Raw genomic sequence first — 22057 nt, 5'->3', positions numbered from 1 at the left:
GAGTGTGTTATGCCAATGATTTTACACATTGATGACAAGACCGACGCCAAAAACTCGCTAGGCTTGCTAATGCTAGATGAAGCCCTGCAGATTTTGATTAAGCGTGGCGAACTTGACAAAGAAAAACTGGCAACGGCGATTATAACTGCCAAAGATGATTTATTCAAACTCAACCAAGACAATGACGATGACCTGCTAAAAATGCGACTGTTTATGACTGCTCACACTTTGCAATGTCGTTATCTTGAATTAACTTAATCAACCCAATCGGAGTAACTTTATGACCACCAAACCCCAAATTGACACCATTTCAATGGAAGTTCGGGCTCACAACAAAGACGAAGCCCTAGAAGTCGCCCATAAGTGCAATCAACATATGTGCGAAGGTAAGTTTTCTTACTTTTTGACTGAAAGGCTAGCCTTTAATCAATATCTTGTAGTTTTGGCTCACAACGAAGATGAGGCATTAGAAGCCCAAGATAGATTTCACGAACGAAACAATGATTGCTAATCCAAACGGAGTAATTTTATGACACCCCAAACCCCCAATGCCCCAATCCCAGACGGCTACCGCCTAAATGACAAAGGACACCTTATCCCCCTTGATAAAATCAAGGAAATTGACAAGCTAAGAGACGAAACTGTCATTAACCTTGTCAAACAAGCCCTAAGCCTACAAATTCAAATGCGGTCTATCAAAGAGCAGTTTTTTGCTGAATTTCACAACTTCGTGGAACTCTCCGCTCAAGAGTACGATACTCATATTGGCGGTAAAAAAGGCAATGTGTCTTTGATGAGCTTTGATGGCAAATACAAGGTGCAAATTGCTATCCAAGATAACTTGGTCTTTGACGAACGCTTGCAGGTTGCAAAATCACTCATTGACGAATGTCTGCGTGAGTGGACAGCCGACAGCAACGACAACATCAAAGCCATCATTGATAACGCCTTTGCAGTGGATAAAGAAGGCAAAATCAATATCCGCCGTGTTTTGTCTTTGCGTAGTCTTAACATCGTTGATGACAAATGGCAAAAAGCAATGCAAGCCATCAGTGATGCCACCCAAGTCATCTCATCAAAAGAGTATATGCGGTTTTATGAACGAGATGAATACGGCAAATATCAGCAGATTAGCCTTGATTTTGCCAATCTTTAACCCCTAAATCAAAACAATGGCAAGAGTTGGTCGCCTTGTCATTGTCCCAACAGACCATTTTTTTAAAAGGTAAACATTATGTCTAAGAAAATCAAAATCAAACCAGAAATTGTTGCTCAAATTGCTGAGCAATCAGGCTATACTCAAACAACCACAAAGGCAATTCTTGACACGACACTTTCAGTAATTACAAGTGCATTGGCAGAGGGTTATGATGTGTCATTTAAGGATTTTGGTGTATTTAAGGTTAAGCATTGCAAGGAGCGTAAAGGGCGTAACCCCAAAACAGGCGAAAAAATCCAAGTGCCAGCCAAAAAAGTCCCATCATTTAAGGCGGGCAAAGGGCTAAAAGAAGCCGTTAATTAAACACACCAAGCCCAAATGATAAGCAGGGGCAAGCCTTGCTTATCATCACCAATTTAAGGAAAATCAAAATGAGCCAATATAAAACTAAACGAGGTGCATTAAATAAGCCCAAACTCATTCAGCTTATCCATATCGGCAAAAGTAAACTGTGCCTTGATGACGACACTTACCGCTCACTCCTTGTGGGTATGACTGGCAAAGACAGCACCAAAGCGATGAATGTTAGTGAATTAAACAAGGTATTGACAAGGTTAAAGCAGCTTGGGTTTGTGGTAACACACAAGAAAAAAGACCCAAAGCCCATAGACGATAAGGCAAGTCTTGACATAGAACAACAAATCAAACTTATCCGTCATCTGTGGCTGGATTTACACGCACTGGGAGCGGTTAGAAATGAGAGTGAGCAAGCACTGGCAAGCTATATCCAAAATCAAGCCAAAACCGCCATAGATGATTTGGATAGTGAGCAAGCCAGCAACATCATAGAACGCCTAAAAAACTGGCGTAAACGGGTAGAAAAACCAAACCAAACCAACACTTAACCAAAGGAAGCCAAAATGAGCAAATCCCGCCAACACGAATTTAGTCAAGCCCTATATGACATCATTTATCACGCCCTGCTCGGTCAAGGCGTGGATAAGACACAGGCGACCGCCATTGCCGAAGAAAGTACCGATACCGTGCTTGACGAATTTGGCGGGGAGAATTTGTACATTCCAAAAAACATCTCTGGCAAAGCCGCCCGTCGCAACCGCCAAATCTATGACGAGTTTACAGGTGACAACCACGATGAGCTTGCCAAAAAGTATGGCGTAACCTTGCAACGCATTTACGCCATCATCAAAGAACAACGCCAATTTGAGTTTAATACCCGCCAATTCTCCTTGTGGGACGATTGATGTTATCCAAACGCCCCACAAAAGGCGGTCAAAAACGGTCAAAACCGCTTTTAACGCCCTTATCCCACCAAATCCCCATATTTGCCTATATACCACCCCCAAGCCCCTAAAATTGCCCATTTTTCAAATCCTAGTAAAATTCTTAAATTCCCCACCGAATTTCTTAAAACGCTTTAAAAGACCATAATACCAAAATTTTGCATAATAGCCCAAAATTACATTGGATTTTGTTATGCAAACCTTACAACACGAAATCTTTATCGCTGGTACACGAGCCGACAACTCGGGCAAAGAAGTTACTATCACGCCCGATGACCTTAATGCCATTGCAAATGGCTACAATCCAAGCTTTCACGAAGCCCCCATCGTCATCGGACACCCAGACGACAACGCTCCTGCTTATGGCTGGGTCAAATCCCTATCCGCCAAAGGCGACAAACTGTATGCAGAATTTGGCGAAATGGACGAAGGCTTTGTGGGTCTTGTCAAATCAGGGCGTTACAAAAAACTCTCCGCCAGTTTCTACCCACCCAAACACCCAAGCAACCCTAAGCCTGATAACTGGTATTTACGCCACATTGGGTTTTTAGGAGCGTTGCCCCCTGCGGTCAAAGGCTTATCGCCTGTGAGTTTTAATGACAACACGGACGGCATTGTCAGCTTTGGCGAGCTGACTGAGGGCGAAAAACTGGTCTTTGATATTAAAAATATCGTTGCTAAGTTTTTTAATTTTAGCGAAAGCCAGCCATCTACAAGTGAAGGTGACACCGCCAATCCAAGCACGGACGATATGCCAAAAACCGATACTGATGGCGATGGTAAATCCGACGACTCAAATTCCAACCCCAATCCCAATTCCACCAACAACCAAAGCGAGACTGCAATGAATGAATTAAATGACGCTGTGGCACGAGCCGAAAAAGCCGAAGCTGAACTTGCCAAGTTTAAAGCCGAACAAGCCAAAAAAGAGCGAGATGTGGCAAATCAGGTCAATGCCAATTTTGCCGAAAGTCTGGTCAAAGACGGCAAGATTAAGCCCTGCGACAAAGAACTTTTGACCCAAGTGTTAAACTTTGCCGAATTTCCTAATGATACCACCGCTGACTTTGGCGAAGGCGATGACAAAAAGCCGTTGGCAGCCGCCTTTAAAGAATTTTTGGGCAATTTGCCAAAACAGCATTCGCACCTGACCGACAAAGTCACCAAAAGCACGGCAAATTTTAGCGAAAGCCTGACCCACCACGAGCGAGCGGTCGCTTTGATGAAAAGCGATAACATCAGCTATGAAGAAGCTGCCCGCCGTACGGCTTAATTTTTAACATCATTTAGGAGCATATCATGAGTGCAACACATCTATCACACCTGCGTGGCAAAGACGAGGTCTTAACCAATCTTGCCTTAGGTTATATGCAGGCGGACTTTATTGGCGAGCGGATTATGCCTGTGGTTTATACCGATAAAGAAGGTATTAAGGTGCCAGTTTTTGGCAAAGGTTCGCTGGTGGAATATGAGACCGAGCGAGCGGTCGGTGCAGCCAGCAACATCATCACGCTAGATAAGTCCACCACAATGCCTGTGGTGCTAGAAGAACACGACTTAGCCGCAGGCGTGGACTACCGAGAACAGCACGAGAGTCAATTTGATGAACACGCCAAAGCCACCCGCCGTGTGGTGCAAGGGGTGCAACTTCGCCAAGAAGCTGAAATCGCTCGCCTTATCCAAACAAAATCGGTCTATGCCAATGCCCACAGCAAGGACTTTGCATCTGCCAAGTGGACAGAAGACGATGCCGATATCCAAACCATCATTGACGATGCCAAAGAGCAGGTGCGTAGTGCAGCAGGCGTAACACCTAAGACGCTTGTGCTAAGTGGTCAGGTCTACACCCAAATCCGTCGAAGTGCCAAACTTCGCTCGCTGATTAGCGACAGTACCAATAAGCCCTTACTCAATGTCGCCACCTTAAAAGAGCTGTTAGAGCTTGATGAAATTCTCATCGGTAATGCGGTGTCTATCCCTGTGGGCAATAAGCAAACTAAACCGATTTGGGGCAATTTTGCCAGTCTGATTGTCCGCCCAGACCAAGTGCCAAGTGGCAATGACGAGGGCGTGCCTGCGTTTGGCTATACTTTCCGTCGTCGTGGGTTGCCTGTCGTGGACAGATATGATGGCGAAGGCGGTAAGGTGCAATATGTGCGTTATACCGACATCAGAAAGGCTGCTGTCGTGGGCGGTGCGTGTGGCTTTTTGTTTGAAAATGTGATTTAACCTTTGGAGATTAAAATGACCAAAATTACCCAAGAAGACTTGCAAGCCTTGATTGCAAAAGAAGAGTATGCCCGCTTTGGCGAAACCTGCACCGTGTGTGCTTTAACTTTAAAAAGTGGCTATACCGTGATTGGCAAATCTGGCTGCATTGACCCAAAACAGTTTGATGAAAACATTGGGCGTAAAATTGCCTTTGATAATGCCATTAACGAGCTATGGGCATTACACGGCTATCACATCAAAAACACGCTTTTACAGGGAGAATAACAATGGCAAATCCAACCAAATCAGCAATCATTGCTGTAACAATGCTGGCAATGAGCGAGCTTATCGGCAATCGTTTTGTATCCGCCAAAGGCAAACAAGCCACAGCCGATGACCCTATTTTTGGTATCGTGCCTGTGGACGCAAAATCTGGCGAGTCCGTAGCAGTAGAAATTTTGGGCGTAGGCATTGTGGAATCTGGTGGTGCGATTGAGCAAGGCGACAAAGTGGCTTCCGATGCCCAAGGCTGTGCCATCAAATCCGAGACTGGGCAATTTCTTGCCCTATCATCGGCAAGTGGTGCAAACGAACCCGTCAAAGTCCTATTAAGATAAGGAGCAAGTAATGAAAAAAGTGCAAGTAAATACGCCTTTAATCCTTGAACAAAATGGCGAGCTGGTACGCATTGAAACAGGTCAAATCATTGATTTGATAGATGAAGTATATAGCGAAGTCTCCGCCCATACCACGCTACTTGATGATGTGTCAGATGAGCCAGTCGAACCTGTATCCGAGCCAGTTTTTGAGCCACAGCCAATACCAGAACAAGCTGAGCCAACACTTGATGAAGTCGCCCCACAAGTGGACGAAACTGCCAATGGCGACACAGCGAGCGATGAAGTGGCTACTACCGAAACTGCCGAACCTAAAAAATCCACTCGTAAAAAGGCTTAACCAATGACCCATACCACCCCTCATGTCAGCCGTGAAGATATGGTTGCCTTGTGTAGCAAGGTAGAGCTTATCCAGCTTAGTCGTGATGACCTAGAAAACCATTATGATTATGAAGGCATTGAGCCTGATTGGGCGGTGGTGGATAAGGCAATTACTTACGCCTGTCAAGTGGCGGACGGCTATTTGGCGGGGCGTTATGCTCTGCCTTTGCAATCTGTGCCAACGCTACTAAACACTTGGTGTGGCGACATTGCAAGATATTGGCTACACAAACGGCGGATTAACGCCAGCGAAATGCCAAAAACCTTGCAAACCGCCTATGACGATGCTTTAAAAATGTTAAATCTTGTCCAAACTGGCAAAATGCACCTGTTTGCCACCGACCTTACCAAAAACGAAAACGCCTTACAAAAAGAGCGTGGGGCGTACCGAGTGCGTTCTCGTGGCAAATCAGATTGGAGTGGTTACTGATGACAGACAGCGTTACTTTGGCGATTTTGACAAGTGTGCGAGAAAAACTTCGCCAAGGCTTGCCAAGCATTGAAGTGGATTTGTTTCCTGATAATCCTGCCAGTTATCGCTTTATTCACGCTGTTGGGGCGGTATTGATTGGTTATCAAGGGTCGGATTATGAGATGACGGACGACACGCACGCCATTGTCCAAACTCGTAAATTAACCTTTTCACTTACCGTTTTTGGGCGTGGTGTGCATCACGACAAGGGGGCAATTAGCCTACTTGACAAAGTGCGAGCGGTCATCACAGGCTTTCGTCCTAAGCATTGCAACAAAATTCATCTATTAAGCGAACGCTATCTGCACCAAGACGGTGGAGCGTGGCAATATGAATTAAAAGTACGCACCGAGACCCAAAGTGTGGAAGTCTGTCAGCCTGATAACCGCCCAAAAGTGGTGCAAGTCCACACAAGACAACCCACAGACGAGCTAAACCCCAACTTAAAACCAAAAACCCCTTAAAAGGAGTATTTTATGTCTTTTCATCACGGCACCGAAACCAAACGCATTGACGGTGGTTCTAGCCCTGTTTACACGGTTAATGGAGCGATTACCGCCATTGTTGGCACAGCCCCCATTGGCGATGTCAATGTTTTAACTCTTTGTCAAACCGCCAAAGATTTTGCCCAGTTTGGCGGTGATGAAGCCACCAAAGCAGGCTTTACCTTGCCTGACGCTGCTCATATCTGGACACGCTACAAAGCAGGCATTGCTTATGTGGTCAATGTCTGTGACCCTGCTCGTCACAAAACTGTGGTTACTGACGAAGTCTTGACCGTAAATGTTAATACTTTGACCGCCAAAACCCGCAAATCTGCCATTCAACGGGGTTATACTGTCAAAGATGGTCAAACGGTGCTATCTGCCGACCGTTATGAAATCAACACTTTAACAGGCGAGATTACTTTTAAAGCTCGTCCGACCGCCCCAACGATTAGCTACACCTACACCGACCCCACCAAAGTAACCGAAGCCGACATTTTGGGTGGATTTGTGGCAAGTACAGGCAAACGCACAGGACTTGAACTTTTAACCGAAGGCTTTGGTAAATTTGGAGCGGATGCAAAAATCATCATCGTGCCAGAGTATGACAAGACCGCCACGGCAAGCAGTGCAATGATTACCATGGCAAATAAATTAAACGCCATCGCCTACATCAACGCCCCCAAAGGAACTAGCTTATCCACCGTCCTACAAGGGCGTGGGGCGACTGGCACGATTAACTTTAACACCAGTAGCGACCGTGCCGAGCTGTGCTATCCTTATGTGGTGGGCATTCTTGGTACAGAACACCTTGCCACGCATTTGGCGGGTCTGCGTATGAAAGTGGATGTGGATAAAGGCTATTGGCATTCAAAATCCAACCACGAGCTACTTGGTTTAACCGCCCTAGAAATCCCTTTGACCGCTCGTATTGATGACCCACAGTCTGAGACCAACCGCCTGAACGAAAAAGGCATTACCACCGTCTTTAACAGCTATGGCACTGGCTTTCGAGCGTGGGGCAACCGCTTGGCGTGCTTTCCGTCCGTCAGCCACATCAAAAACTTTGAAGTCGCTCAACGCACAGGTGACATCATTGATGAGTCTATCCGCCAGTTTGAGTTGCAATATGTGGACAGACCGATAGATGATGCGTTAATTGATAGCCTTATCGAGGGCATTCGCACTTATTTGGGAACGCTTAAATCCATTGTGGGCTACTCGGTGTCATTGGATTATGAATACGACCTTGTGGACGCATTTAGCAAAGGGCAAATTCCGCTGGTCTATGACTACACGCCAAAACTACCAGCCGAACGCATTACCAATGCCAGCGTAATGACAAGAAAATACTTGGTCAATTTGACTGGTAAAAAATAAGGGGAAAAGCAATGCAAATTAACGCCATTTTTAACGCCAACATTTACGTAAACGGCAACAGCCTACTCGGTCAAGCCAGCGAAATCAAACTACCTGATGTGGAAGTCAGTCAAGATGAATACAAGGGTCTTGGACTGGTCGGTACGATTAAGCTACCATCAGGCGTAGAAGCGATGGAGGGCGAGATTACTTGGAACAGCTTTTATGAAGAAGTATTTGCCACTGTCTATCACCCATTTAAGGCGGTACAATTGATGGTGCGTGCTGACATTCAAAAGCACGATGCACAAGGCTTGGCAAGCGAGGTGCCACTGGTTACAATCCTAACAGGCACATTCTCCAAAAACCCTTTGGGAAGCTACAAACCCAAAGAAAAGGCGGAGTTTTCCAGCACTTTTCAAGCCCACGAAGTGCGTCAGCTGGTGGACGGTAAAGAAATCTTTTATTTTAATGCCTTTAAAAATGAGTATCGTGTGAATGGCACGGATGTGCTGGCGAACTTTCGTAGGGTGGTGGGGGCGTAACGCCCATACCCAAACAAAACCCCCAAACCGTGAGATTTGGGGGTTTATTGGTATTTGAGCTTAGGGCATTGGGGTAAGTTTTAGCTCCACAGTTTTTAGACGCTCTTTTATCATTGATAAGGTGTCAATAAAACTGGTGTGCGACAGCTGAATGGTGTCTGTGTTGGTCTGTGATGCCCCCAAATCAATCATCACATCAAGCAAGCCAATCACTTCGCTTAGGGGAATGGTGTCCCATTCTTCAATCATCATCTTCATCTTACACCCCCAAAGTTAGCTGTGCTTGTTTCATTGACTTGTAGCCGAGCTGTCCCATTGCCACAAATTTGGCGTTTGGCGTATAGTCAATAAACCCCAAGCGAGCCAGTTTTGATAAGCGGTGGCGAATGGTGGTGTCAGACACCCCAAGCAGTAGTGCCATCTCTTTTTGGGATAAGTCCTTGTTGTAGTAGCCGATAAGCTTTAACAGCTCTGGCTGTGTCCGCAGTACTTCGTCTTGGAGTTCATCAATCAGCCAAGCGGTGTCGTTATCCACTTTATCTAGTAGGGCGTGTTGGCTGTGGGCTTGCTTTTCCATTGCAATGAAGTAACGGCGAGCTTGTTTACCTTTTTCGTTGCGTTCTACCATTGACAGTTCTTTTGCCATATCAAGAGTGATGTGGTATTCGGTGGTTGGGCGACCGCCAGTTGGGGTTTTCCATAAATTTATGGAAAAGTCTTGACCTTCTACAAAATCGTATTTTTCAATACGCTTTCTTATCCAGTCGGAGAAGTCTTGCCCACTTTCTAGGAAAGTATGCAAATCTCGTGCATTGACAAGGGGTTGAAGTTCGCCATTGAGATTGGCGGTGTGGGTGGGGACAAGTTGAGTTGTCATTTCGTTATTCCTTTTGATGGAAACCCTAAATCTTAGGGTGGTCGGGGGCTCAAAAGTCGTAACGAAAGCGACCGAGCTAATTTCCCAAAGGGTATTGTATTCGCTGCACCCCCGACCATATTTTTAAGGTTTTTATCTTTTTGCATAGGCAAAAAAATACCACAGTAACGCTTGTGGGAGCGTTCGTTATAAAGGCTTTTGAGACCTTGGGATATTTGCATATCTTGGAGCATATTATACCCCACTTTTTCACTGTATGCAACAGCCTTTCACTTTTTTTATCTAAATTTTTCTTAAAACCCTTTAAAAGACCCTGTCCTTGCCACGCTCTATAATAATCCCTGTGCAACGCTAGTGGGGTGCTTAGTTGCCCCACATATTTTATCCTTGATTTATCAGACAGTTATCGGAGCGGTTATGAGCATTAGCATCACCCTAAACTATCCCATCACCCTAGGCACAGGCGAGACCCTTGACACCCTAAGTGTCCGCCGTGCCAAAGTCAAAGACATCAGAAAGATGAGCGAACACAAAAACGATGCCGACAAAGAAATGCACCTACTGTCCGCCTTGACGGGACTTGTGCCAGAAGACCTTGACAACCTAGACATCAGCGACTATGCCAAGCTACAAGAAGTGATGAAGGAGATGGCGGCGGGAAAGTAGAGGAGCTGGACGAGGCACTCGCTGACCTTGCGTGGTGGTTTGGCTTTGGTCATTTTGAGCTTGAAAATATGACCATCTGTGATGTCAAACGCTGGATAGCCCAAGCCAGCCGCCAAATAAAGGCTGGCTATCAAAAAACCGCCTTTTAGGGGCGGTTTGGGGTGGGTTCTTTTGTGGGGTCTTGTACGCCATAGCGAATTAACTCGTAAATCTCTCTAAACAACTCAAACAAGGCACGCACAATCTCAAAGGAGATTTTAAGCAAACTCCACACCGCAGGCAATAAAGCAACAAACGCATAGCCAAGCAAAAACCCAATAATCGCACTTGCAAGCATACACACCCCCTTAAATAATTAGGACTATTGTACCTTATGGCAACCGAATTATCAATATCCATTGTCGCAACCGCCGCCATCGGTGGGGCAATGAGAGCCTTTACTCAGCTTGGCGGTGGCGTACAATCCTTGCGGTCAGCCACTCGCATTGCAACCGATGAACACAGACGACTGGGCGGACAGATTGACCGTGCGATGACCAGGGGGTCTGGCAATGTGGGCGAGTTGATTGGGCAGTATTATCGGCTTGGCGATAGTATCAGAAGTGTCAATCGTGTGGCAGATATGCGAACTCGTGTAGATGCCCATATTGAAAATGGTAGACAAGTTCGTAGTGCCTTAATGGGCGAAGCGATGGACTTGGTGGGTCTTGGGGCGACGGTTGCGATGCCTGTCAAGCTTGCCATTGACTTTGAAAGTGCGATGGCAGATGTCAAAAAAGTGGTGGATTTTGATACGCCACAGCAGTTCAAACAAATGCAAGACGACATTTTAAGGCTGACCCACACCATTCCAATGGCAGGAACAGAGATTGCACAAATCGTTGCCGCAGGTGGGCAATCAGGTGTGGCTCGTGAAAACCTGCTCGGCTTTGCAACTAACGCCGCCAAAATGGGTGTTGCCTTTGATATGGCAGCAGGAGACGCTGGTAAGGCAATGGCAACGCTGTCTAATGTCCTAAAAGTACCGATTGAAAACATTGACCGTCTTGGCGATGCCATTAACCATTTGTCAGACAATGCCAACTCAAATGCCGCCGACATTGTCAATGTGCTTACTCGTGTGGGCGGTACTGCTAGACAATTAAAGTTGACCGAAAATCAGGCGGCGGCTCTTGGTTCTACTTTTTTGAGTATGGGTAAACCGCCAGAACTTGCTGCACAAGCAATGGAGGGTATGCTCTCTACAATGGCGATGATGAAAACGGGCAAATACGATGACGACTTAGCAAGGCTTGGCTACAAGACAGGCGAATTTGCCCGTGCGATGAACGAAGATGCACAAGGAGCAATTACCCAATTTTTGCAAAAAATCAAAGAGTTGCCAGAAGATGACCAGTATCCCTTTTTGACAAAATTGTTTGGTAGTAACTATAACGATGATGTGCAACTGTTGGCAAATAGCGTTGGTGAGTATGGGCGACAGCTTGACCTACTCAATGAAAAAGACCCATCAGGCAATCTAAGCTATCTTGGCTCAATGACCAGAGAGTTTGACAACCAAGCCGCCACAACCGCAAATCACATCAAAACCCTAAAAAATCAAATGGTGGATTTGGGGGTCAAAGTTGGCTCTGCGGTATTGCCAACCCTTGTGGGACTGGTAGGTCAGATTAGTCCAATCGTTACCAGACTGATTGAATGGATTTCCGCCAATCCTGCTTTGGTTAAAGGATTGGTAACGGTTGTGGGTTCTTTGTTTGCTTTTCGTGCCAGTGGTATTGCTGTCAGATTTTTGTTAAATGGGCTGTCATTATCGATTTTTGGCGTGGGCGGTCAGTTGCTTGGTTTTGTGGGGATTTTTCAAAAGTTTAGATTGGCGTTTGCTTTATTTAGTATGAATAAACCAGCGTCCGCCTTGCAGTTATTTGGCTTAACTTCACGCCAAGCAAGAACGGCGGTATTGGCATTTGGCAAAGGTATGACTTTTGTCAAATCAGGCATTACCGCCCTAACTTCCGCCTTTGGTAGGCTTGGCTCGCTCTCTGGCGTGTTCAATGTTCTGCGAGTGGCAGTAATGGGCTTTGGTAAGGCACTTTTAACCACGCCGATTGGTTGGCTTGCCCTTGCGTTGGCAGGTGTGGCATTGGTGGTTTATAAATATTGGACTCCGATTAGCTCATTCTTTATGGGTCTGTGGGACGGCATTATGACAGGCGTTGCTCCATTGTTGGCAACTTTTAGCGGCATTGGCAGTCAATTATCAGCCACTTTCGCCCCTGTGGTGGCGGTGCTTGGTGGACTATGGGCAAGTATTGCCCCACTTGTTGCCCCAATCATAGATTGGTTCGGTCAATTTTTTGCCCAAAGTCAAATGGCAGGCGATGGGGCAAGGTCAATGGGTCAAACCGTTGGGGCGGTCATTATTGGCATTGTTAATATTGTTGTTGGGGTGGCAAGCACCATTATTGGCGTATGGAGCGGTGCGTTATCCACGCTCTTTGCGGTGGCGGGCAGTATTTGGAATGGCATTCGCTCACTCTTTACGATAGCGGTGGCAGGACTGCGTGCAGTTATCTCTGGATTTAACCCCGTCTCCGCCTTTTCCACTGCTTTTTCTGCTGTTTGGGGCTTTTTAAGTGGCTTGGTTGGTCGCTTTCGCACCTTTGGGGTCAATATCATTCAAGGCTTGATTGGTGGTATCAAATCAATGGCAGGAGCTGTGGTTGGGGCGATTAGTAGCACCGTGGGCAATGTCGCTGGTACCGCCAAAAGAATGCTTGGTATTAACAGTCCTAGCCGTGTGTTTCGTCAATTTGGCTCGTGGGTGTCCGAAGGCTTGGCGATTGGTATTGACAAAGGCGGTCAAAAGCCTGTGTCCGCCATTGGCTCTGTCGCAAGTGGCGTTACGGCAAACTTTGGGGCAAAAATGGGCAATCTGTCCGCCCAAATCAGCACAAGCGTGGGTCAGCATCAAGACAGAATGACAAATGCCAACGCCATCAACTCTCAAAGTCAAGGCAATATTACCATTCACTTTAATCCCACCATTAACGCAGGTGGCGGCGATATGAGTAAAATTGAAAGAGCCTTACAATTATCCCAAGCCGAGTTTGAAAAGATGTTTAACCGTATGCAACAAGACAAAGCACGGAGAGCCTACTGATGTACGCAATGCTAGGGCAGATTCCCTTTGAAATGACCGACAGCTTTACCGCCCTTACCACCACGCACAACGCCAAATTTGCCTATCACGAAGTGATACAGGGCAAGCCACGCACACAAGGCTTGGGGTTACTGCTTGATAAACTCAAATTTAGCTTACGCCTACATTGGCGACTGGGCGATGTGAGTCAGCAGTATCAAGCCCTGCACCAAGCCTTTATTTCCCAAGACGCACAGGCACTGGTTACAGGCTCAGGGCAGATGATAGGCTTTTATACCATTGATAAACTATCCGTAACCACCACCGCCCAAAACGACACGGGCGATACTTTGGCGATGGACATTGATGTGGATTTGACTGAGTTTATCGGCGACCCCACCGCCCCAAACCCCACCCCAGCCATTGCCACGATGGACAGCGTGCCGTTATTGTCAGTCAAAGACGACAGTATCAATGCTCCCATAGACATAGAGACAGCAAGCCTAATGGCAGATGTGGGGGTGTGGCATAGAAGTAGTGGACTGCTTGATGGCATTGGGGCAAAACTTGCCTTGTTGAATGAACTCAAAAACGACCCTGCTCGTTATGCTTTGACCTTATCAGAAATCGTATCAGACGGCACTGGCATTATCAAAGGCTTATCAAACATTCCTGCTTTGTCCGCTTATGCTGACAAATTAGACGGTATGGGCAAGTTTGGCACCGCGGTAGCGGATACGCTGGGCAAGGTGGGCGTTGGTATTGGGGCGGTGCAAAGTGGCAATCTGACACAGGCAAAAACCGCCTTTACAGGGGCAATGGGAGCAATGAGCATTGGCAAATCCACCGTGTCTAAACTCACCGCCAAAATCGCCAGTAAAAAACCATTAAAGGGGCTGTTTAGATGAGTAGCGTATTAATCCACACCTGCAATGAACACGACCGCTTTGACTTAATCGCCCATCGCTATTATGGCACGGTGGATGAGATTGGGCGGATTATGGACGCCAATCCACAGCTTGCCCTATCTGAGACCTTGACCGCAGGCACGACCGTGCTTGTGCCGATTATCCAAAAATCACAAGCCAAAAACACCAATCTACCCCCTTGGTTTAGAGATTGACAATGATACAAAATACAGACAAGCCCAAATTTGCTGTCATCTATGAGCAAAAAGACATCACAAACGCCATCACGCCTTATCTTTTGGAAATCACTTATACTGACTATTTGTCAGACCAATCGGACGAGATTGCTTTAACACTTGAAGATGTGAATGGCGACTGGCTGTATGATTGGTATCCTGACAATGGCGATGGTGTGGAGCTGTCGCTGGCTGATGATACAGGCGAGCTTGTGGCATTGGGGCGATTTGAGATTAGTGAGATTGAGTACCGCTATCCACCGTCTGTGGTGGTGTTAAAGGCACTCTCGACAGGCATTAGCAAGGCAAACCGCACCAATCAAGCCAAAGTCTATAAAGACACCACCCTTGCCGACATTGTCCGCACGGTGGCAAAACGCTTAAATCTGTCCGTAACTGGGCAAATCAGAGACATTAAAATCACCACCGTAACCCAGTATCAAGAGCGAGATGTGGAGTTTTTGACCCGCCTTGCCAAGACTTATGGGCATAGCTTTAAGATTGTGGATAAGACTTTGGTTTTTTACGACAATGAAAAGCTGGGCAAAAATGAAGCGGTGGCGGTGCTGGACAAAACTTCGGTCATTGATGTGCGTTTTCGTGATGTCATCAAAGACACACCAAGTGAAGTACAGGTTTCCACCTACAACACCCAAAAGAAAGAAACCATTACCAAAACCGCCAAGCCCAAACCCAAAAGAAAAGGGGCAAAACCTACCGCCACCGACACCCTAAAAATCACCGCCCCCAACAATGCCACCGACGGCGAAGCACAAGCAATGGCAAATGCCCACGCCCAAAACCAAGCGGACGAGCAAATCGCAGGGGAAATTGAACTGGTGGGAAACGCAATGCTTGTTGCTGGACAGGCGATTTTAGTGCAAGACTTTGGTAAATTTAGCGGTAAGTATTTGGTGAAACAAGCTCGCCATACCCTAAATAACCAAGGTTTTTTAACCACGATTGAGATTAAAATGCTTGAATACATTGACCCAAGAATGAGCGACCCAAAAGACAACGAAACGCAGGAAAACTCCAATGAATTACGCTCATAACAACCTATCCGCCACGCTCCAATTTGGCGAAGTGAGTGAAATTAACCCAAAAAGCCACAAAGTGAAAGTAACTTTCAATGCCTTGGAAAATATGCAGAGCGACTGGCTCCCTGTCATCACAATGGGAGCAGGTGGCAATCAGTTCTACGCCTTGCCCGATGTGGGGGCAACCGCTGTGTGCTTGATGAATGCGGGTGGCGATGGCGGTGTGGTACTTGGCGTGATTTATAATGACAAAGATACCACACCAACCAGCAATGGCGAGCTGTGGGTCAAGCGATTTAGTAATGACACCGTCATTAGCCACAACCGCCAAAACGGACAAATCATCGTAGAAACGAGTGGCGATGTACTGATAAAATCTGCAAAGAAAGTAACGCTTGACACCCCAAGTACCGTCATGACAGGCAATGTGCAGGTACAAGGCAAATTGACCGCAAGCATAGATGTGGTGGGCGGTGGGGTCAGCCTAAAATCGCACACGCACGGCGGTGTCGCTGGTGGCAACAGCCGAACGGGTACACCTTAGATTTTTCTTAAAACCCTTTAAAAGACCCAAATTCCAAAACCCCCTACAATACACCCAATCACTTTGGGTGTATTTTTTTGTAGGTCTCAAAATGACAGCCACCAACCACCGCCATTGGCAATTATCATCTAACAGCACGGCAATCACGGATATTGATGATATTCATCGCTGTATTGAGATTATTTTGACCACCAAAAAAGGCTCTGATGTCTTGCGACCAACCTTTGGCTCGGCTCATTTGGATTATCTGGACGCACCGACTGACATTTTAATCCCTAATGTGGTGCGTGAAATTCATTTGGCAATTCAAACTTGGGAAAGACGAGCCGTGATTAAAGACATTTGTTTTATGGGGCAAGCACCGCATTTAACAATGATGATTGATTGGCAAGTGGCGGACAGTGTCAAAGGCGAGATTTATAAAAGCGAATTTATACTTTAAGACACAGATTTGATAAACATAAGAGCATAGGGGCAAGGCGTGGCATTACCAAAACGAGAAAACCTAAAAATCGTGGACGATGACATTGCCACGATTTTAAGCGAAACTATCAAAGATTATGAAGCTCGTGCAGGCAAAGTCTTACAACCTGCTCATATTGAACGCTTGCTTATTAACACCTTTGCTTATCGTGAATTATTACTACGAAAACAGCTCAACGAAGCCTACCGCCAACAGCACATTCCCTATGCCACAGGCTTAATGCTTGATGTCGCTGGGGCGGACTTTGGCACAAATCGCTTAACGGCACAGCCAGCTGATACCTTGATTGAATTTAGTGTAAAGCCTGATGAGATTGGTAATGTGACCATTACCATTGACAAGGGTACAGAAGTCTTGGCAGGCAATGTCGCCTTCGCCACCGTACAGAGCGGACAGCTGACCCAAAGCGCGCCAAGAATTACCTTGTCTGCTATCTGCACTCAAACAGGCATGGTGGGCAATGGCTATGCCGTAGGGCAAATCAATGCGCTAAAAAGCCGTCCACACCCTACCATCAGCGTGTCCGCCAAAAACACCACCATCAGCCAAAATGGGGCAGATGTGGAAAATGACGACAGCTACCGTGAGCGGATTATGCTTGCCTTTGAGCGGTTTAGTAATGCAGGCTCAAAAGGGGCGTATGCCTATTTTGCCCGCTCAGTTAGTCAGGAGATTATTGATGTCTATGTAGGCAATGCCATAGACCGAACAGGACAGCCTATTGGCGGTACAGTGGCGGTGTATTTGCTTGGCAAGACAATGCCAGTCTCCGATACGCTAATTCGTGAAGTGAATAAAGCTTTGAATGATGAAAAGGTACGCCCCCTATGCGATACAGTCACGGTCAATAGTGCCAAAGTGGTTAATTTTACGCTCAACGCAGAGCTGACCACCTTTACAGGGGCAAATGCTGATGAAGTCTTAGCAAATGCCAAAAGTGCTTTTAATGTTTATCAAAAAGAGACAGAAAGCAAACTTGGGCAAGATGTTGTTCCCTTAAACCTTGCCAAAACTTTACAAGTGGCAGGCGTTTATGATGTCAAACTCATTAGTCCAAGCCTCATAAACATCCCTGACGATACGGTCGCCATTTGTAAGACTATCAATATTAGCATTGTGGGGCAAACCGATGGATAAGCTCATTTATGCCGATGTGATTGCCAAAGAGCAAACCTTTACCGCTTTGGCGGATTTAGGACTTGCCCTTGATGATTTGCCAATAGATAAGCTACTCATTCGCTTGATTGATTTGGTGGATAGTGAGCATTTACCCATTTTGGCGGACAGTATGAGCGTGGCGGGAGTGGATGGCTATTGGCTTGCCGAGAGCGATGAAGCAAGGCGAAATCTCATCAAAGGGGCGTATGACCTACATCGTTATAAAGGCACACCGTGGGCAGTCAAAGAGATTGTCAGACGGCTTGGCTTTGGCAATGCCACGCTTGAAGAAGGTTTTGGTGGTAAACGACACAATGGTGAGATTACAAGGCGAGACGGTGTCTATAACTACGGACATTCTGACCGCTGGGCGTATTACCGCATCATCATTCACGAACCTATCACGATTGAACAGGCGAACCTACTTAGAAAGACTTTGTCCGCCTTTGCCCCTGCCAGATGTATCTTGTCCGCCCTTGACTTTACACAGGCAAGCATTCGGCATAATGGCAAAATTACCCGAGATGGCAGATACACTCGTGGCACGGCTTAACTGACTTTAATTTGTAAGGAAAAGATTATGGCAAACTTGCAAGAAACACCCACTTGGGAAGCTGGTATTTATCAGCTTGAAACTTCCGACCCCGTGATGGGCGGTGAAAACGGTATTGACAATAGAGCTCCAAGACAGCTTGCCAATCGTACTCTGTGGTTAAAAAATGAGCTGGCAAGGCAGATTGGAGCGGTCAATAGTGGCAAACTTGGCAAAACTGAGAATGCGGTATCTGCCACCAAACTGGCTACCGCTCGCAATATTGCAATGACAGGGGACGGCTCGTGGAGTGTGAATTTTGACGGCTCACAAAACGCCACAGGTGCGATGACTTTGGCAAATACTGGCGTAACCGCAGGCTCTTATAATTCAGTAACGGTGGACGCTAAGGGTCGTGTAACAGCAGGTCTGACCCAAACGCACGGACTTGTTACCGCCACCACCGCCCAAGGCACGGCAAATACCGCCACCACGAACGGCAACACATTCTTAAACATCGTAGCAAGTGGCGTGGGTCAGACAGCATCTGTTGGGTCAAGCACACAAATTACAGGCACGAACGGTATTACGGTATCAAGTGATACGGCAGGTAAACTCATTGTTGCTCGTGATAGTAACTCGCCAACGGCAACCAAGCTACAAACCCCACGCACCATCAACGGCGTGGCATTTGACGGTACGCAAAACATCGCAATCACTGATAATACCAAAGCCCCTGCCGACCATCGCCACAACTGGAATGAGATTGATGGTAAGCCTAGTGCTTTTACGCCATCAAGCCATACGCACGCTTGGAGCCAGATTACAGGCGTACCAAGTGCTAGCACAACTACGCAGGGCATTGTCCAGCTTAATGACACCTTGACAAGCACCGCCACCAATCAGGCTTTAACCGCAAATCAGGGTAAGGTACTCAAAAGTGAGCTTGATGAAAAAGTTCGTGTCTCAACACTCGCTCGTGGTACAGATGTACGTACCATTAAAGATGATGGAGTGTATGCACTGGCAGGTGGTGGGGTAAACCTGCCAGATACGCGTGCCTACAAACTTTTTAGCATGGGTGGCTCAAGCAAAACATGGGTGCATCAACTGGCTATCTGTGCCTATTCAACAGAAATGTGGCTATCCTCGCAAGTATCCGCAGGTAGTGAAGAATGGTTGCCGTGGGTGCGTATAGATGGTGCTGACTGGGAGAGCATCCGTGGCAAACCCAACAATTTAGCTTACACATCAAGCAATGTCGCTACCGCCACCAAACTTGCCACCGCTCGCCAAATTGCCCTGACTGGAGATGGCACAGGGCAAGCCAATTTTGACGGCTCGGCTAATGCCAGTATCGCTCTGACCCTTGCCAACTCTGGCGTAACCGCGGGCTCTTATAATTCAGTAACGGTGGACGCTAAGGGTCGTGTAACAGCAGGTCTGACCCAAACGCACGGACTGGTTACCGCCACCACCGCTATAGGCACGGCAAACACCGCCACCACGAACACCAATACATTCCTAAACATCGTGGCATCTGGCGTGGGCAGTACGGCATCGGTCGGCTCAAGTACACAAATCACAGGCACGAACGGCATCAGCGTATCATCAGATACTGCTGGTAAGCTTATTGTTACTCGTGATAGTAACTCGCCCACGGCAACCAAGCTACAAACGGCTCGCAACATCGCCTTAACAGGAGCTGTCACTGGCAATGTCAATTTTGATGGGTCGGGGAATGTGAGTATGGCGACTACATTAACCAAGGCAACTGTACGAGACTTCAATCGCACCATAAACGGCACAGCAACAGCATTGGGTGGCACAACCAATACCATAGAGATGACAGGTCAAGTGGTGGTGTCCGCTGATGGCTTAATTAGACAATATTTTCACTTGAAACATTTTAGGGATTGGTGGTTTGGGCGAGATGATAATGCGGTAGGCTATCAAAATCACGATATTGCCAACTATAAAATCCCAATTGCTTTATGGACGGCTATGCCAAACAAAGTCCTATCTGTACAAGCTCAAACAATGCGAAGTAGCGACATTGCTTCATCAGCTCAATTTTCATCAGAAGCAGCCGAACACGAAGTGGCTTGGGCATTTCGCAATCAAGGCATTGACAAAAGCAATGTTTGGCTAAATCTATCAAGAATGCACGGCGGTGCATCTGAACATATTGATTTATTTGTGATTGTGGAGGGTTATTAATGTATTACATACACTTGATTGATGATGACGGGCGTTTTGAGCTGATTGACGGTGAGCTGTTATTTCTATACGACATCGATGTAGATGATTTGATTGCTGTGAGCGATGACGATTATAGTCGATATTGCCAAAATCACAAAGGCGATACCCGCTTTATTGATGGCAAATTTGTTTTTAATGATGCGCAAATTGACCTAGAAGCCATCAAAAAACAGCACCAATCGCAAATCTGGGAAGCCATCAAACAAAAACGCCACACCATCACTCGTGGCGGGGTTTATGTCAAATCAGTCAAAAAGTGGTTTCATACGGACGATAGCTCTCGCACGCAGTACCTTGCCTTGCAGATTTTGCCTGAGCTACCGTCAGAGCTTATGTGGAAAACGATGGATAACAGCTTTGTCAGATTAACCAAGCCACTCATCACTGAGCTTGCAATGACGATTTTACAGTCCGAACAAGCTGACTTTGCCAATGCTGAAAAGCACCGTTTGGCAATGTTACAAGCTGAAAAACCCTTGGAATACGATTATTCAAAGGGTTGGACAGCCATTTATGAACAAGGAGCTATCAATGAATAAAGTCTATCTTGCCTGTTACCGTGGGCGTGGCGATAAGCTCGCTCACCGCCTATGCGATGGCGTTACCCGCTTTTTTACTCGTGGCAAATACAGCCATACTGAGATTGCCATTGCCTTGCCTGACGGTCGTTACCAATGCTATTCATCAAGTGTGCGTGAAGGCGGTGTCCGCACCAAAATCATGCCCTTAAATCCTGACAAATGGGACTTAATCGCTCTTGATGGCATTTCGCCCGAACAAATTATCCGTTATTACCGACAAAATCACGGCTTAGGTTATGACCTTTTGGGGGCGTTGGGCTGTGTGGTGGGACTACCACAAAACGCAGATAAATTCTTTTGTTCTGAGTGGTGCTATAACGCCATTTTTGGGTCAAATCAAGGCTTTCGGTTTAGCCCCAACCAACTTGCTGAGATTGTCCGCCATTTATCCATTTTGGATAACTAATTTTTAACTTTATTTAGGAGAAATCAATGCCAAATCCAAGTAACTACCCAACCCAAATCACACCACATTTTAGCTATCGTGAGCTGACCCGTAGCGAGACGGCGAGACGGCACGGCGTGAGTAATACCCCAAGCCAAGCTGACCTTGCCAACATCACTTATACTGCTAATCAGCTTGAAAAAATCCGTGCCTATCTGAATGAAAAATACCAAAAACCCATCGCCATTATCGTCACTTCTTGCTTTCGCAGTAAAAAGGTCAATAGACTGGTTGGCGGTTCAAAGACTTCCGCTCATCGCTTTGGACTGGCGGCGGATTGTGATGCCACAGGCTTTACATCTGTGGCATTTGCCAAAGAAATCATCCAAATGCGAAACAAGGGCTTGATTGCCTTTGACCAGCTAATTTTGGAGTTTCCTGAAAGGGGTGATGGTGCGTGGGTACATATCGGCTTTAAAAAAGACGGTAAAGGTCAAAGAAATCAAATCTTAACCGCCACCAAACGAAACGGCAAAACCGTGTACTTACAAGGCTTACAAGGAGAATAAAATGACTTAAATTGCACAATAAAAGAAAAAGACGGTCGGTATGACAATGTTGGAGCATTGCCATACCAGCCACGCAGGTTGAGTGCGTAAGCCCAAAGAACCGCCTGCTTAGCTAAGCGGTGTTATTTTACCACAAAATCCAT

At 46.5% G+C, this 22057-nt stretch carries 32 protein-coding genes; 29 read left to right on the top strand and 3 right to left on the bottom strand.

The window, feature by feature from the left end:
* Positions 1 to 9: 9 nt before the first annotated feature.
* From DX073_RS11085 to DX073_RS11010, 15 genes are all read left to right on the top strand, one after another.
* Positions 10 to 258: a hypothetical protein gene (locus DX073_RS11085; RefSeq protein ID WP_115008102.1), complete on the top strand. Its 249-nt coding sequence runs from the start codon at positions 10 to 12 to the stop codon at positions 256 to 258.
* 22 nt (positions 259 to 280) lie between these two features.
* Positions 281 to 511 carry a hypothetical protein gene (locus DX073_RS11080; RefSeq protein ID WP_115008101.1) on the top strand — a complete coding sequence of 77 codons (231 nt, stop codon included), beginning with the start codon at positions 281 to 283 and terminating at the stop codon, positions 509 to 511.
* Positions 512 to 529: 18 nt separating this feature from the next.
* The gene (locus DX073_RS11075; RefSeq protein ID WP_115008100.1) at positions 530 to 1156 is read left to right on the top strand and encodes a DUF3164 family protein; all 627 of its coding nucleotides are present in this window, start codon (positions 530 to 532) and stop codon (positions 1154 to 1156) included.
* Between the two features lie 78 nt (positions 1157 to 1234).
* Complete coding sequence (locus tag DX073_RS11070; RefSeq protein WP_115008099.1) at positions 1235 to 1522, top strand: HU family DNA-binding protein; 288 nt, start codon at positions 1235 to 1237, stop codon at positions 1520 to 1522.
* 68 nt (positions 1523 to 1590) lie between these two features.
* On the top strand, positions 1591 to 2064 hold the full coding sequence (locus tag DX073_RS11065) for a gp16 family protein (RefSeq protein ID WP_115008098.1): 474 nt from the start codon (positions 1591 to 1593) through the stop codon (positions 2062 to 2064).
* Between the two features lie 15 nt (positions 2065 to 2079).
* Positions 2080 to 2421, top strand: coding sequence for a Mor transcription activator family protein (locus tag DX073_RS11060; RefSeq protein WP_115008097.1), 342 nt, complete (start codon positions 2080 to 2082; stop codon positions 2419 to 2421).
* Between the two features lie 232 nt (positions 2422 to 2653).
* Positions 2654 to 3733, top strand: a complete 1080-nt coding sequence (locus tag DX073_RS14365; RefSeq protein WP_181814433.1) for a 2-oxoacid:acceptor oxidoreductase — start codon at positions 2654 to 2656, stop codon at positions 3731 to 3733.
* Between the two features lie 26 nt (positions 3734 to 3759).
* Complete coding sequence (locus tag DX073_RS11045) at positions 3760 to 4689, top strand: hypothetical protein (protein WP_115008094.1); 930 nt, start codon at positions 3760 to 3762, stop codon at positions 4687 to 4689.
* Between the two features lie 15 nt (positions 4690 to 4704).
* Positions 4705 to 4956, top strand: a complete 252-nt coding sequence (locus DX073_RS11040) for a Gp49 family protein (protein ID WP_115008093.1) — start codon at positions 4705 to 4707, stop codon at positions 4954 to 4956.
* A 2-nt stretch (positions 4957 to 4958) separates the two neighbouring features.
* The gene (locus DX073_RS11035) at positions 4959 to 5288 is read left to right on the top strand and encodes a DUF2190 family protein (RefSeq protein ID WP_181814432.1); all 330 of its coding nucleotides are present in this window, start codon (positions 4959 to 4961) and stop codon (positions 5286 to 5288) included.
* Positions 5289 to 5298: 10 nt separating this feature from the next.
* Entirely contained in the window at positions 5299 to 5628 is a 330-nt protein-coding gene (locus DX073_RS11030; RefSeq protein WP_115008091.1) for a hypothetical protein, read from the top strand.
* A 3-nt stretch (positions 5629 to 5631) separates the two neighbouring features.
* Complete coding sequence (locus DX073_RS11025; RefSeq protein WP_115008090.1) at positions 5632 to 6099, top strand: gp436 family protein; 468 nt, start codon at positions 5632 to 5634, stop codon at positions 6097 to 6099.
* A complete protein-coding gene (locus DX073_RS11020) occupies positions 6099 to 6605 on the top strand; it encodes a Gp37 family protein (RefSeq protein WP_115008089.1) in 507 nt (168 codons plus the stop codon). The genes DX073_RS11025 and DX073_RS11020 overlap by 1 nt, the downstream gene beginning before the upstream one ends.
* A 12-nt stretch (positions 6606 to 6617) precedes the next feature.
* Entirely contained in the window at positions 6618 to 8006 is a 1389-nt protein-coding gene (locus tag DX073_RS11015; protein ID WP_115008088.1) for a phage tail sheath family protein, read from the top strand.
* 11 nt (positions 8007 to 8017) lie between these two features.
* Positions 8018 to 8530, top strand: coding sequence for a phage major tail tube protein (locus tag DX073_RS11010; RefSeq protein ID WP_115008087.1), 513 nt, complete (start codon positions 8018 to 8020; stop codon positions 8528 to 8530).
* A 60-nt stretch (positions 8531 to 8590) separates the two neighbouring features.
* Here the strand turns inward: DX073_RS11010 and DX073_RS11005 are convergent, their stop codons facing one another.
* Complete coding sequence (locus tag DX073_RS11005) at positions 8591 to 8788, bottom strand: hypothetical protein (RefSeq protein ID WP_115008086.1); 198 nt, start codon at positions 8786 to 8788, stop codon at positions 8591 to 8593.
* 1 nt (position 8789) lies between these two features.
* Positions 8790 to 9407 (bottom strand): antA/AntB antirepressor family protein, encoded by a 618-nt coding sequence (locus tag DX073_RS11000; RefSeq protein WP_115008085.1) that lies wholly within the window; start codon positions 9405 to 9407, stop codon positions 8790 to 8792.
* 417 nt (positions 9408 to 9824) lie between these two features.
* Between DX073_RS11000 and DX073_RS10990 the strand changes: the two genes are divergently transcribed.
* Both DX073_RS10990 and DX073_RS15090 read left to right on the top strand, forming a co-directional pair.
* Positions 9825 to 10073, top strand: a complete 249-nt coding sequence (locus tag DX073_RS10990) for a phage tail assembly protein (RefSeq protein ID WP_115008083.1) — start codon at positions 9825 to 9827, stop codon at positions 10071 to 10073.
* Positions 10074 to 10078: 5 nt separating this feature from the next.
* Positions 10079 to 10222 carry a GpE family phage tail protein gene (locus tag DX073_RS15090; protein ID WP_115008082.1) on the top strand — a complete coding sequence of 48 codons (144 nt, stop codon included), beginning with the start codon at positions 10079 to 10081 and terminating at the stop codon, positions 10220 to 10222.
* On the opposite strand, the gene DX073_RS10980 is transcribed toward DX073_RS15090, so the two are convergent.
* Positions 10219 to 10410, bottom strand: a complete 192-nt coding sequence (locus DX073_RS10980) for a hypothetical protein (RefSeq protein WP_029103122.1) — start codon at positions 10408 to 10410, stop codon at positions 10219 to 10221. The genes DX073_RS15090 and DX073_RS10980 overlap by 4 nt on opposite strands.
* Positions 10411 to 10446: 36 nt before the next feature.
* Between DX073_RS10980 and DX073_RS10975 the strand changes: the two genes are divergently transcribed.
* The 12 genes from DX073_RS10975 (at position 10447) to DX073_RS10920 (ending at position 21914) form a co-directional block, all read left to right on the top strand.
* A complete protein-coding gene (locus DX073_RS10975) occupies positions 10447 to 13236 on the top strand; it encodes a phage tail tape measure protein (RefSeq protein WP_115008081.1) in 2790 nt (929 codons plus the stop codon).
* Positions 13236 to 14123: a phage tail protein gene (locus DX073_RS10970; protein WP_115008080.1), complete on the top strand. Its 888-nt coding sequence runs from the start codon at positions 13236 to 13238 to the stop codon at positions 14121 to 14123. The genes DX073_RS10975 and DX073_RS10970 overlap by 1 nt, the downstream gene beginning before the upstream one ends.
* Complete coding sequence (locus DX073_RS10965; protein ID WP_064606131.1) at positions 14120 to 14338, top strand: tail protein X; 219 nt, start codon at positions 14120 to 14122, stop codon at positions 14336 to 14338. The genes DX073_RS10970 and DX073_RS10965 overlap by 4 nt, the downstream gene beginning before the upstream one ends.
* Before the next feature lie 2 nt (positions 14339 to 14340).
* Entirely contained in the window at positions 14341 to 15414 is a 1074-nt protein-coding gene (locus DX073_RS10960) for a phage late control D family protein (RefSeq protein ID WP_115008079.1), read from the top strand.
* Positions 15398 to 15943 (top strand): phage baseplate assembly protein V, encoded by a 546-nt coding sequence (locus DX073_RS10955; protein ID WP_115008078.1) that lies wholly within the window; start codon positions 15398 to 15400, stop codon positions 15941 to 15943. The genes DX073_RS10960 and DX073_RS10955 overlap by 17 nt, the downstream gene beginning before the upstream one ends.
* Before the next feature lie 91 nt (positions 15944 to 16034).
* Complete coding sequence (locus tag DX073_RS10950) at positions 16035 to 16385, top strand: GPW/gp25 family protein (protein ID WP_115008077.1); 351 nt, start codon at positions 16035 to 16037, stop codon at positions 16383 to 16385.
* Between the two features lie 39 nt (positions 16386 to 16424).
* Positions 16425 to 17564, top strand: coding sequence for a baseplate assembly protein (locus tag DX073_RS10945; protein WP_115008076.1), 1140 nt, complete (start codon positions 16425 to 16427; stop codon positions 17562 to 17564).
* Positions 17557 to 18138 (top strand): phage tail protein, encoded by a 582-nt coding sequence (locus DX073_RS10940; RefSeq protein WP_115008075.1) that lies wholly within the window; start codon positions 17557 to 17559, stop codon positions 18136 to 18138. The genes DX073_RS10945 and DX073_RS10940 overlap by 8 nt, the downstream gene beginning before the upstream one ends.
* Positions 18139 to 18165: 27 nt before the next feature.
* Positions 18166 to 20337 carry a hypothetical protein gene (locus DX073_RS10935; protein WP_115008074.1) on the top strand — a complete coding sequence of 724 codons (2172 nt, stop codon included), beginning with the start codon at positions 18166 to 18168 and terminating at the stop codon, positions 20335 to 20337.
* Positions 20337 to 20918, top strand: coding sequence for a DUF4376 domain-containing protein (locus tag DX073_RS10930; RefSeq protein ID WP_115008073.1), 582 nt, complete (start codon positions 20337 to 20339; stop codon positions 20916 to 20918). Before DX073_RS10935 ends, DX073_RS10930 begins: the two co-directional genes overlap by 1 nt.
* A complete protein-coding gene (locus tag DX073_RS10925; protein WP_115008072.1) occupies positions 20911 to 21366 on the top strand; it encodes an enoyl-CoA hydratase in 456 nt (151 codons plus the stop codon). The genes DX073_RS10930 and DX073_RS10925 overlap by 8 nt, the downstream gene beginning before the upstream one ends.
* A 26-nt stretch (positions 21367 to 21392) precedes the next feature.
* Positions 21393 to 21914 (top strand): D-Ala-D-Ala carboxypeptidase family metallohydrolase, encoded by a 522-nt coding sequence (locus tag DX073_RS10920; RefSeq protein WP_115008071.1) that lies wholly within the window; start codon positions 21393 to 21395, stop codon positions 21912 to 21914.
* Positions 21915 to 22057: the final 143 nt, after the last annotated feature.

It is taken from the genome of Moraxella lacunata (genome assembly GCF_900453205.1).
Classification (GTDB): Bacteria; Pseudomonadota; Gammaproteobacteria; order Pseudomonadales; family Moraxellaceae; genus Moraxella; species Moraxella lacunata_B.
The sequence above is the reverse complement of the archived record's forward strand: the minus strand, read 5'-3'. Positions and strand labels throughout refer to the sequence as shown.